Genomic DNA, 12,692 nt, shown 5'->3' with positions numbered 1-12,692 from the left:
GAAGGCGCAGCACCTCCCGTGTGCCGGTCACCGCACCACTTTCCGGGTCGATCTCCAGCATCTCGACCCGCCGCGTCGGGCTGTCCGTGAACAGAAGCGAGCGGCCATCGCCGCAGGGCCTCCTGAAAATAGCCTGTCGACACGCCCTTGAGATAAAGCCAGGGCAGCAGTTCCTCCACCGATTTCGTCTTGCGCAAGTAGCGTGGCAGAATACTCGGCGTGAAATTGATCCGATCCGCGCCGCCGTCGCATCCTTCGTTCGTGTCGCCGCAGCCCGCAACTCGCCTGCCGACATGTCCCTGCGCGTGATTTCAACTGCCATCAATGCCTCCGTCCTTCGAGGGCAGCGATTCAGATTTTTGCGCCGATGGAAATCCCGAGCGAGTCAGCGCTCGAGCCTGTTGGTATTAATCCCGGGATGCTTTAGTCCGCTTTGGGCTCAAGCCTGCTTTCGAACGCAAACCCGGGTCATTCTTCACGGTCACCGTATCGTGACCCGGCCGGCGGCAGGAAACCCTGTCGCCGGCCGGCCGTGTCAGAAATTCACCCGCAACCCGAAGGTACCGCTGAAACCGTAGCTCTCGCCGAAGTTCTCGAACGGCGACGAGCCGCTGGCTTCGCCGTAGACTGAATAGCGGTTGTTGTCGAAGTTGCGCGTGACGCCGAGCCCCAGTTCGGCCGACCAGTCCGCCGATTCGGTGACAAGCGATGTCTCCGACACCATCAGGCTGTTTTCGGTCTCGAACTCGTGGATCACGTTGGCGATCCCGTAGAGGTAGGAAAGCTGGTCCATTCCGCGATCCGTCCAGCGCATTTCCCTGGCTGCGGCAACTCCGAGCCGCAGTTGCAGGCTTTCGGCATCGTCGACCGAAACCCGCGCCCCGTAGGGATCGGTGAAGGTGTCGAAGTCAGCCGTCGCGTAGTGGAGTTGCGCCTGAGGCGTCACGATCCAGTCGTTGCGCGCATCGAAGGATTTGCCGACCTCGGCCGACAGGATATAGCCGAACCCGTCGTTTCCGTTGACCAGCTTGCCCGACGTATCCGACGACAGGTTGCTGTCGAACCACGTTGCCGCGGCTTGCAGGTCGAGATAGGCGCCGCTACCACCGAGCCAGGTTGCCGTCGCACCGATCCCGTAGCCGGAAGTGTCCATCGAACTGTCGCCGAACCGGCTGTCTACCGAAGCGGAAGCCTCGCCGTAATGCCCCGTCAGCCCGAGATAGAGGTTCGACCCGTCGTCCCAGTCCCGTACCAGCGCGTCGACGCCGCCCTGAAGGTGCCATTGGGTCTGATCGTAACCCTGCCAGCCCGAGGTCGAGGAAGTCGGCTCGACATGCCAGTATTCGCCGACGAAACGTGCCCAGACCTCGGTATCCTCGGCCCGGATCTGCCAGACCGCGCCGCGCGCGCCGGAATCGACCCATTCCCTGCCGTTCCAGCGGTTGCCGACACGCTGCTGCATCGTCGGCACCGTCACAAGGCCCAGAAGCTGCGCGCTATAGGCCTCATAACTTGGCAGATCGTCCGAAAAATCCGTCTGCAGGTACCAGATGCCGTCGTTTTCCAGATTGAGGTTGTAGGTATAGGCCCCGGCATAGATCGGCCCGTCTTCCAGCGTGAAGTCACCCGCTCTGGTGCCGCCTGTCGCCGAAACGTCGACAACCGCGATGCCCGCGCCCGCCCCGGTGCCGGTTTCGCCGGCGGGGTTGCCGTAGGCGGAAACACCCAGCAGGTTCGGGCCGCCGGTGACCGAGCCGCCGATGACCAGCTTGTCGGCGGTCAGCGTCGCCAGATCGACATCCACCAGGAAACGGCCGGCACCGGCAAGATCGCCGGCAACGGTGACGACATCGCCCGCGCTGCCATCCTGCGTGGTCACCACGCCGTTGTTGGTCAGGCTGCCGGCAATCGCGTAGAGGCCACTGCCGCCGCCTGTCGCGTTGAACGCACTACCCGAGGCAATGATGAGATTGCCGAGCAGGTTCAGGTTCGAGCCGCCGTCAAGCGTGCCGCCGCCTGTAACGGTCAGGCCGGTGCCCGGCTCCATGCCGGTTGCGATCTGGCCGTCGCTGATCGTCATCGAACCACCGTCGAGAACGATATTCTCCCAGTTGACGATATTCGCTCCCGGGGCGGTGAAGGTCAGCCCGCTGAAGGTGACGGTATCGGTCCAGCCATCGGCGGTGCCGGTATCGTCGCCCCCGTCGAGAACCTGCTGGCCATCGTAGCTGCCGGAGGAAACCGCCGCCACATCCGAACCGTTACCGCCGGCGAACCCGCCGTCCAGCGTGCCGGAGGTCCAGTTGAACATATCGTCGCCGTCCGCATCCGTGGCAGCCGTGTCGTCGCCATGGATCGTCCCGGTGTAGCTGCCGCCGGCCAGGTTGAACGTGTCGTCGCCAAGCCCGAGGATCGCCGCGCCGGTCACCGTGCCGGCCGTTGTCACCACAACGTCGCCGGCGGTTGTGTCGGTCGCATCCACCGCATCGGTGCCGCCGGCACTGCCGTCGCCGTCGCGGATCGCGATGCCACCGGCCGCGCCGTCCACCACTGTGCCCGCGGCGATGTCAATCGTCCCGCCGGCCGCGCCGGAGGTGTGGATCGCCGCCGCATAGGCTTCGCTCACCGCGCCGGTGGCCGCCACCGAACCGCCCTGCACCCGCACCGCGAACGGACCGTTATCGGCAAAAAGCGTGATGCCGCTGTCGCCACCGCTCACCACGCTGCTGGTGGTCACCGAGGTCGACCCGGCTCCTTCGTTGAGCGCCCGGATGCCGTTGGTGGCGCCCGAGACATCGTTCCCGGCGACCACATCCAAATCCGTTCCGGCACCATACGCATGAATGCCGTCCTGCGTCGCGCCTGCGACCACACCGCTTGAGGTGACTTTCGTCGCGCCGGTGCCTCTGTTCTCGGCGTAGATACCGTTCCGTTCACCCGAAACTGCGGCCGCATCGACCGTCAGATCCGTTCCGATGTTATAGGCAAAGATACCATCCATCGCGGCGCCGGTGACCGCATCGCCGGCGACGACGCTTGTTGCACCGCTGCCGTTGTTCTCGGCGTAGATGCCGAACTGGCCGCCCGAAACATCGACCGCCTCGATCGATACGTCGGTGCCGAACCCGACCGCGCGGATACCGTCCTGCGCATCGCCGTCGACCGGACCCGTCGCAACGACTTCGGTCGCGCCGGTGCCGTTGTTCTCGGCATAGATGCCGAACTGGCCGCCGCTGACCTCGATGGCCCCGATCGTCAGGTCGGTCCCGGTGGCGGATGCATAGATGCCGCTCTGGTTTTCACCGGTGACAGTGTCGCTCGCCGAGATTTCGGTCACGCCGGTGCCGCTGCTTTCGGCGTAGATGCCATATTCCTCGCCCGACACCCGGGTGGTCGCGATCGTCAGATCCGTCCCCATGGCGAGGGCCCGAATGCCGCTGCCCGTTTCACCGGTAACCGTGCCGGTGGCGGCGATGCTGGTCACGCCGGTTCCGTCGTTGAAGACGGATATGCCGCTGCCCCCTGCCGTAACATCGACGGCCTGAACCGTCAGATCCGTTCCCGGCGAACCGTCGTCGTTGATCGCCGTCACCAGAATGCCGGCGTGATTCACCGCCTCGACCGACCCGGTCGCGATGACCGAGGTCACCCCGCTTCCCGTGTTGGACACGACAATGCCGTTTTCCTGCGCCGAAACCTCGTTGGCGCTGACCTCGACATCCGTCCCCTTGCCCGTGGCGAAAATACCATAGGCGGTCCCGCCGGCGCTGGTTGCCGTAGAGGTGACGGTGCCGGTCGCGGTCACCCGGGTTGCGCCGGTGCCGCGGTTGACAGCCCAGATCCCCTCGTTTCCGCCGGTAACATCCACGGCCTCGACCGTCACGTCCCCTGTTGCGGTGGCGCTGCTGATCAACGCGCCGATGCCCGAGGCCGTTCCGCCGCCCGTGACCGTCCCCGATGCCCGTACCGTCACGTCGCCCCCGCCGCTGGCGCCGGCACTGATCCCGGTGTTGGAGGTTGTCACGGTGCCGGAGGTTTCGACCAGCGTTTGTCCGCTACCCTTGTTGAACACCTGAATGCCGTACTGAAAGGACGAGACATTGTTGGCGGATACGGTGATATCCGTCGCGGCGGTGTTGTTTCCCTGAACGTCGATGCCACCCCAGCCACCGGTGACATCCCCCGTCGATATGACATTGATCGCACCCTTGCCGCCCTGATTTACCTGCAGGCCGACAAAGCCGCCGTGGACCTCGTTTACCGCGATATCCATCCCCGTGGATGCCGCACCCGCATTTGCCAGAATCCCATAGGAGCCATCTCCGGTCACCTGGCCGGTCAGATCGACGTGCATGATGCCGGAGCCATTGTTGTTCAGCACCACCCCAGTCGATGTGCCCCGGATATGTCCGGCACCGCTCTGCGTTACCGTGACATTGTTTGAACTGGCAGCGGGGCTGGTGATCTGCAACGCATTGCCGGTAACCGCCGCCGGGTTGTTGAAGGTGGGATCGATGGTGACGGTGGTCAGGGTCACGTTATTGACCGATTGCGCGGTCGCGGTAACGCCGGTGCAGGTGAAGACGCCTCCGGCGAACGTACAGGCTGCCCAGGCGTGCTGTGCGCTGAACCCAACAACCGCGCCGGCCAGCGCAACCGGAACGATCGCGGCACCGGCCAGCGAGGTCGAACTGGCGAGCGCCCGCATCAATCCGCTCTTGCGCTTATTTTCATGGAATTGTCTGCTTCCGGATGCGGAGGCTGTTCTGCTCATCTCAATACCTCACTTGTTGACTGGCATCCGGGCGGTCGCGATTGGCGAGCCTGCCGGGATACGAAATTTCGCATTGCTGCGGCGCGCTCACCTGCAACGCCTCTGCTGCCGGTGAATGCGTTCGAGACGGCGCGCATTTCGGGCGCCGGACTATTGGCCCGACGAATTGGACATCTCCCGCCTTTTCCAGATCCGGGAGACAGTCGACCAGAAAACGCAATTCAGTCATTGTCCCGCACTCACAAGAAACACCACGCTGCCGGCACCCAGAAATCCCGTACCGCGCATGCATAATTAACAGTCCATTAACTACAATCTGCACCGGCTGTGAAGTGCGGGGCTGCAACACCTGTTAAAAAGCGGTGCCGTCGGGGGTCGGGTATTCCGCGCTTGACAGGGCGATCACGTCACCCGGTATTGCCCAATAACCGACAAACAGTTTCCGGGAACGGATCCGATCACCACATCAATCCGGTTATAGTTTCCGGGTTCCCATCTGATAATTGCGGATATCTTCGTCGAATACGCATCTCCACCCAAAAACAGGCACACCGGCTGAACAGCCTTTTCCGGATCGTTACCTCTCGTCAATCATTTTCCCCGCCGAGATTCGACGGAACCGGCGGCGTCGGCATTTTCGCCACTCGGAGGCCCCGGTGGTGATACCCCTTTTCCAATCTCGCCGGCAATCATGTGGTCACATCCCGGGGAGCCGTTGGTCAGGGTGCGGCGATCGCTACGATGGCACCAGACCGCCGCCCAGCCGCGCGGTTCGTTTCGCGTCGCAGAGGGCGCGGTCGGCCGGCGGGAAGTCGGCGGCGGGCACGGGTTCGAGACCATCGTACATCGGGCGTCCCGACGCCAGGTTCAGCACCATCCAGCGGCTGGCCAGCGCAGCGGCGGCGCTTGTGCCCTGCAGGCGTGCGCCGCTGCCGCTGAGCACCCCGATCGAGGGCAGACCGGGACGGAAGATGCCCTGATCGGCGGGGGCGGACAGGGTCGGCGGAACGCTCCACGCCGTCACGTTGCCTCCCGTGCGCGTCAGACCGCCGGCGCCGCTGTAGCGGCTCGGGCGCCGGTCGGTCCCGACATATCCGCCGACCCGGGTGGTCGCCGCGGACGAGGCGATACCGTTGAAGGTGCCAAACCCGCGGACGATATCCAGCCAGGGGCGGCACTGACCGGGCGACAGGGCCGGGCGCGCAGGCGCCTTCGGATCGATCAGATGGCTTTGCCGTCCGCCGCTGCGCAGAACTCCGGGGTCGTCGTCGCGCTGCAGCCAGATATTGATCGCCTCGTCCTGCGCCAGCGTCTCGCTGCGGATGGTGATCCGCCACGATCCCGCCGCCGCGCGGCGCGGCTGGTTGCGGGTGTAGCTGGTCGGGATCAGCGCCAGCAGGACGCGCCAGCGCTCGTTCATGTGCTTATCGGCAGAAAGCTGTCCGACGATTTTTCCCTCCACCCTGAGATCGCGAAACCGGCGTGGATCGCCATCGTCCGGCGGTGGCGGGGGATCGAGCGCGATCCGTCCGCCAGAGTCGAGCGCCACCCCCTCGGGCGGCCGGATGGAGACGCTGTTCCCGGCCGGATCGATCCCCTCGGGGAACCAGATTTCCAGATAGCTTGCGGTGTGATCGTCGGGCGGAAGATGCCAGTCGATCGTGTATTCTCCGCCGCGCAGATCCGCACCGACGATCCGGGCATGCATCCGCTTTTCGAAATTGTTGCCCATCGGCATGACCAGCGCGGTCGCGGGCTGGATCGCCCGCCGCCGGGCCAGAAGCTGTTCGACAGCGCGTTCCATCGTTGCGCCGCCATCGTGGCGGTTCGCGCTCCAGCCATAGCTGAAGTTGACGACAAGCGGCAGTTCCGCGGGTCCGTCCGGATATTGCGCGGCAATCCGGCGGGCCCGGGCCAGAATGTAATGCAGCGCGCTCAGCATGTACATTTCCTTGCCGAAACCCGAAGTATCCCAGGCAATGGTATTGGGCAGTTGAACGGCGACGATCTGGATATCATCCCCCATCGGCGTTGCGCCGACATGGGGATCGTTTCCGGCGCAGAGACCGGCGATATGCGCACCGTGCGTTGCCCGGCCGGCGAGCGCAAGGCCAAGCTCGGGCAGATCCGCGTCGATGGCGCCCGCTTCGCGGTAGAGTTGGCGCTCGTCGGGAAAACCCGCGCGAAGCCGGTCGATCTGCCCGTTGGCAAACTCGCGCCCGAAGGGAACGGCGGACCGGCCGCTTGCCGCGCGCGCCGCCTGAAGCCAGCAATGGCTGATGCGGCTGCGTCCGTCCCGCCCGAGAAACGCCCGCTGGGCAAAAGGGATGCCATCGTCGATGACACCGACGATCGCCGCCGGGCGGATCGCCGGCGCAATCCAGCCTTCGGGTTCGGCCGCCGGGTCGTGCACGGTTGCCCAACTGGCGCGCTCGACGGGAAAATTCAGCCTGTACCGAGGTGGCCGCGTGCCCTCGCCCGCACCGCATCGCAGACAGGCCAGCAACTCGGCCGCCTCGGCATCCAGTTCATCAACGTCGTGCAGCGCGGGCGGACGGGTGCCCGCGCGGTGGAATGCAAAGGGAACGGCCGCCAGCGGGGCGATGTCGGGGTTCCACAGAGGCGGCAGCCGGACCTCGGCCGGCGCGGCAGCGCTCAGGCCGGCGGGGTCAATCTCGCCTTCGGCGATCGCGCTGAAATAGGCTGCATTCCCCTTGGCGATTGCCGGAAAGGCAAACGGGCGGCCGAGGCGTCTGGTGAATACCCAGCGCTCGTAAGGCCCGGTGTAGCGCGCCAGTTCCGCCGCGGCGTCATCGGTCGATGTCATGTCGGCATCCTCCGCTTACGAGACGACACACTGACGCTCGGCCTCGGCCTGCGCCCAGAGCCACGAGAAGCCATCGCCGCGGCCGGCACTGCCGCCCGCCGCCGCGTGGGTCAGCCCACATGCAGCGGCACGCGCGGGATCGGCAAAATCGTACTGGAAAAAGTCGCAATCCACCGGCGCATAGCTCGGCACGATCATCGGCTCATTCCGTCCGCACCGCCCCAGAACCGCGCGCCCGACGGCAGAGCCGAGCGCCGCGCCGGCCCAGCTGTCGATCGGGTAGTGAACGCCGGCAACCGTCCGGTTCACCGCGATCCGCTCGGCCAGCCCGAACAGCATCCTGTTGCGCGCATCGTGATCGGCGAGCGATCCCCATGCCTCGACCAGCTTGCTCAGCACAGTTGCCACGGCATAGCTTTCGGTGGCGTGCGCCGAGGGAAAGCTGCCGTGCCCCGGGGTGGGCAACATCGGCATGACCCGCCCGTCGATCTGGTCGGGCCGGCGTACCGCCAGCGCATTCTTGACTACCATCGCCGCATGGGCGGCGGCGACCTGCGTTGCCGTAATCAGTTCGAACGTGTGGGCATGCTGGCCGCCATGCAGGCCCAGAAGCATGGCAAAATAGGCGGTCGGAAAGCCAAGCTGCGAGGCGATTTCGGCGCCGCGTTCCTCGCGCAGGGTGGCGTAGTTGCGCACGTGGCGGCACTGGTCCTGCAAGGTTTGCGGCACCGGGCGGTGCAGCGTGCACATGGGAGTGCCATCGAATTTCAGCGTCACCATGTTCACATCCCCTCCCGCCTGACCGGCGGCGTTGCCGACCTGCCAGTCCAGCCCCCTGAGGAACTCCGACACATAGAGCGAGCCGCGCACCCAGACCGCCCAGCGGGCCATGTTGGCGGGATCGTTCGCCGGGATCTCGGCGCTTACCGGCGCCGGACCCGATCCGGCGAGATGTTCGAGCGCTTCGGATGTGGTCAGCAGGCCTGCCACCGTGAAGGCATCATAGGACCCGGTATCCCCCGCGCCGAGAAAGCCGCCAAGCCCGGTGAAATTGCCGAAGCCGCCAAACCCTCCGAAGCCGCCGAAGCCGCCAAATCCCCCGAAACCTCCAAATCCGCCATATGCCGACATTTTCCACCCTCTCTTCCTGTTGTGATTACGAAATACCCGACGCGCTCAGCGCCCTGAGAACACGCTGCCCCGTATGGGAGGTGGCGCCGGGATGTTCGCGCCGATAATCGTCCAGCCGGAAATCCGGAAAACGCCGCAGAAGATCGACCGCGGCCTGCCGGGCGGCTTCACCATCTCCCAGAAAATAAAGCGCCGCCACACGGGTGCGCAGGGTCGAGACATGACGGTCGTTGACCATCAGGGACCGGTCCGCCAGTTCCAGCGCACGCGCATAATCCTCGGCCGCAAGATAGGCCGAGGCAGACAGGCTGTCGTAGTAATGTCCGAACGGATCGATCGGAGACAGGCGCCGCGCGGTACCGGTGGCGCGGATCGCCGCCGTCCCGTCGTCCTGAAAGGCCATCAGGATACCACGCAGCAGCCACGACAGGCTTTCGTTCGGGTTGATCTCCAGTGCCGCGCTGTAGCGCGCCTCGCCGATATCCATCTTTTTCAGAAGGTTACCATGGGCGAAGCCGTCGATCGTCAGACCGAAGCTGGACTGTGGATCGAGGTCCAGCGCCCGCGCCGTGCAGTCCAGCGCCAGTTGCGTATCCCGGCTGCGGTCGGTGGTATAGTTCTTGAACACGTTGAGCACATACCACTTGCCCAGCCATGCATGCGTTTCGGCGGCGCGCGGTTGCCGCACGATGGCCTCGCTCAGCAGCTTGTGCGATTGCAGAAAATCCCGCAGGGCCGACCGGTGCATCAGCGAAACCCCGGCCAGCACAAGCTGGTGGTCGGCGATATCGGGCAGGCTCCGTTCGCGGATATGCGCGATCGCCGCATCGGCCACGGTACGTCCCGCCGATACAACGACATTGACCAGACGTTCGGGCAGTTCATCGAGAAACCTGTCCTCGGGGCAGGCAAGATGCCGGTTCCAGACGATGACGCCGCTGCGCGCATCGACAAAATCGAAGTCGATCACGTTTTCACCGCGGCTGCGCCGCATCGTGCCGGTGATCATGTAATCGACATCGAGCGTATCGCGTACATCGGCGATATCGACCATCCGCAGCGCCATCGCCCGCGCCGAAAGATGCGAGATGACAGTATAGAGCGACGATCGCGACAGGGCGCGGCAAATCTCCTCGGCCACCCAGTCGGCAAGCGTGCGCAACCCCGGATCACCGCCCAGCACCGTCAGCGGCAGGGCGGTGATACGCGGCCGGGGCGGCGTGGTGTCGCCGGGGTCCCGGCACAGGGCAGCCACCCGCGCCGGATTGTCCCGCACCTTCTGCCGCCATTCGATATAGCCCGGTGTGCTGACGTTGAGATCGTCCAGAAAGAGACCGTACTGCGGATCGCCGGTGCAGCGCACGCGGTCCAGCACGATCTCGACCTCGGAATTGGTGGAATTGAAGATCCGGTCGAAATCGTCGCCCATCAGCTTGCGAAGATCCGACAGGGCCCGGCGCAGGTTCTGATGGCCGCTGTCATATCCCGCATCGCCCCAGAGCGTATGCTGAAGAAAGCTGCGCGTCCGCCGGCCCAGCGGCGCCGTCGCCAGAAGCGCGATCAGCGCACGATGCTTGGCCCCCCGGATCTCGACACCGGCGGATCCCGTCGTCCGGACGGCGCATGTCCCAAAAAGCGAAATTTCCAGCGGCGCAGCCATCGTTAACCAGTCTTTCCGGGAAGTTATCCGATCTTACGATACGTCAGGTCAGATAGCAAAGCCGCTCACACCTTATTCACGCCCCGATCGTGGCGACTGCGGGCAAAAATGGCGGTGCTTTCCACCCAAGGAGGATCAGCACGATGAGCCGCGAGGAATCGCAACTTGGTATCGAAACGATCTTCGAGTTCTACGAGCGCTGGCCCGGTTTGCGCCAATACCCGGCACAGATGGTCGGTGACGAGCGGCTGCCGCCCGAATTGCGCGAAACGCTGGCCTGGATGATCGTTGTCATCGATCGCGTCGGTCCCGACGATCTGCATCCGGACGTGCCCGGCGATGCCATTCGCACCAGACGCGACAGTGAAGAATAAGGAGCAGGCACCGCGCTGACCGGGCGCGGCGACGGTGCCGGAGGGGAGGAAATCCGGCACCGTCGTCGCCCTGCCCCGTCGCCCTGCCCCGTCCGCAGACCTCAGGGATGGGATGGTCTGCGCGGGATCGCCCGGGGCGGCCCGGGGCGGAAAGCCCGCGAGACCTGAACAACGGTAACTGCGAGCCACCGTCCTAATTGACGGATACCGTCGCTCAAGTCTCGCGGATCGGCGTTGAACAATCGCGTACTCAAACCTCCGGGAGAGGTGATCTGCCCGATATGAGCAGAATACACCGTCCGGAGGATTGCCTTGCGTGAATTGCCTGTGAAGAATTCGCCGGCGACGTGCCCGTTGAGAGATTCGCCGGCGCCGCCGACGGCATCGATTACCATGGCGTCCTCGACCGCCCTGCCGGACACGCATCCCCGCCAGCACATCGTACGCAGCAGATTTCGGTGTATTTGTAAACTTATCAAAATCCCCGCAAGCAGATGGTCTTGCGAACATCCAGAATACCATAATACCATTTCACTCAGTAATGTATTGAATAACATAAATTATATATGCTGCCTGAAGGCGGCTGCCTGCTCCTCTCTGGCTCTCCCTAGTTTCTCAATGAACTATCGACATATATTCATTACAAGATTACAAAGTCGGTGACTCATGTCGAGGTGGTTTTCATGGTTCTGAAATCCATTGGGCAGGTGCCGGATCGCTGCCTGCCGGACCACGACCGGAGAATGCCGCGATGATGCGGCGCTTTCACCCGTCCATGATACGGACCGGCCAAAAGGAGTTTTCAGGATGACCGACAAGCCTATCGTCATTACAATGGGGGATCCCGCCGGAGTAGGCGCCGAGGTTACCGTCAGGGCGATTGCGAGCCTGCCGGTCGGGGAGCGTACACGCTATGCCGTCATCGGCGATCCGGATACGCTGGAAACTGCCATTGCCGTTACGGATACGAACCTGAAACTGGCGGATTTCAAGGCACCGGCGGAAGGCGCGCTTTCGGTGATCCATGTGCCGGTGCCCGGGCTGCCGGGCAGGTTCGGCATCCTTTCCGAGGCCTGCGGCGAAGCAAGCTACCGCTATGTTGCGCGCGCGGTCGAAATGACAAGCGGCGGAGCGGCATCGGCCATCGTCACGGCGCCTATCAGCAAGGCCGCGCTCAACGCGGCAGGACACCATTACGACGGCCACACCGGGATGCTGGCCCACCTGACAGGCGCAGAAAGCTCGTGGATGCTGCTCGCATCGCCAACGCTGAACGTGCTTCACGTTTCAACGCACGTCTCTCTCAGGGATGCGATCGGCCGTGCCCAGCCCGAACGGGTGTACGAGACGATCATCACCGGACATCGGCATTTCCGGCGCATGGGCCTGTCCGCGCCGCGCATCGCGGTTGCCGGAATCAACCCACATTGCGGCGAGGGCGGGCTGTTCGGCCGCGAGGACGACCTGCAGGTTGCCCCGGCGGTGGCGCGGGCGCAGGCCGAGGGCATCGACGTGACCGGGCCGGTCCCTGCCGACACGGTCTATCATCGCGCCAACACCGGCGCCTTCGATCTGGTCGTTGCCCAGTATCACGATCAGGGCCACATTCCGATCAAGCTTATCGCGTTCGACACGGCGGTGAACGTGTCGCTCGGCCTGCCGATCGACCGCTGCTCGGTCGATCACGGAACGGCCTTCGACCTTGCGGGAACCGGCCGGGCGAACCATGTGAACATGCTTGCGGCGCTGGAATATGGCAGGAAACTGGCTGCGGCGCGAACCGACGTGTCTTGACCGGTTATATCGCCTGCGGTTGCGGCGACGGGGCCGTTCCGCTGCGTATCATGCGCCATCGGCTTGTCAAACCTGTCAATTTTCTGACCAATACGCCACGTGCCGGGGAGTGCCTGGCACGAGACGAATCAG

At 64.4% G+C, this 12,692-nt stretch carries 6 protein-coding genes and 1 pseudogene; 2 read left to right on the top strand and 5 right to left on the bottom strand.

Going from position 1 to position 12,692, the window contains the following annotated elements:
- The 5 genes and pseudogenes from ACK5IR_RS13350 to ACK5IR_RS13330 form a co-directional block, all read right to left on the bottom strand.
- Positions 1 to 233, bottom strand: a pseudogene (locus tag ACK5IR_RS13350) (hypothetical protein); the annotation flags it as partial.
- Positions 234 to 535: 302 nt separating this feature from the next.
- Positions 536 to 4,708 carry an autotransporter outer membrane beta-barrel domain-containing protein gene (locus ACK5IR_RS13345; RefSeq protein WP_416929667.1) on the bottom strand — a complete coding sequence of 1,391 codons (4,173 nt, stop codon included), beginning with the start codon at positions 4,706 to 4,708 and terminating at the stop codon, positions 536 to 538.
- A gap of 802 nt (positions 4,709 to 5,510) precedes the next feature.
- Positions 5,511 to 7,601, bottom strand: a complete 2,091-nt coding sequence (locus tag ACK5IR_RS13340; protein WP_416929666.1) for a hypothetical protein — start codon at positions 7,599 to 7,601, stop codon at positions 5,511 to 5,513.
- A gap of 15 nt (positions 7,602 to 7,616) precedes the next feature.
- Positions 7,617 to 8,732, bottom strand: a complete 1,116-nt coding sequence (locus ACK5IR_RS13335; RefSeq protein ID WP_416929665.1) for a phosphatase PAP2 family protein — start codon at positions 8,730 to 8,732, stop codon at positions 7,617 to 7,619.
- 25 nt (positions 8,733 to 8,757) lie between these two features.
- On the bottom strand, positions 8,758 to 10,392 hold the full coding sequence (locus ACK5IR_RS13330) for a hypothetical protein (protein WP_416929664.1): 1,635 nt from the start codon (positions 10,390 to 10,392) through the stop codon (positions 8,758 to 8,760).
- 143 nt (positions 10,393 to 10,535) lie between these two features.
- On the opposite strand from ACK5IR_RS13330, the gene ACK5IR_RS13325 reads away from it, so the two are divergent.
- Together ACK5IR_RS13325 and pdxA are read left to right on the top strand one after the other, a co-directional pair.
- Positions 10,536 to 10,766 (top strand): hypothetical protein, encoded by a 231-nt coding sequence (locus ACK5IR_RS13325; RefSeq protein WP_416929663.1) that lies wholly within the window; start codon positions 10,536 to 10,538, stop codon positions 10,764 to 10,766.
- 807 nt (positions 10,767 to 11,573) lie between these two features.
- Positions 11,574 to 12,560: a 4-hydroxythreonine-4-phosphate dehydrogenase PdxA gene (gene pdxA, locus ACK5IR_RS13320; RefSeq protein ID WP_416929662.1), complete on the top strand. Its 987-nt coding sequence runs from the start codon at positions 11,574 to 11,576 to the stop codon at positions 12,558 to 12,560.
- Positions 12,561 to 12,692: the final 132 nt, after the last annotated feature.

Origin of the sequence: Tropicimonas sp. (genome assembly GCF_047971885.1) — a bacterium.
Classification (GTDB): domain Bacteria; phylum Pseudomonadota; class Alphaproteobacteria; order Rhodobacterales; family Rhodobacteraceae; genus Tropicimonas.
This window is presented reverse-complemented; position numbering and strand designations above follow the sequence as displayed.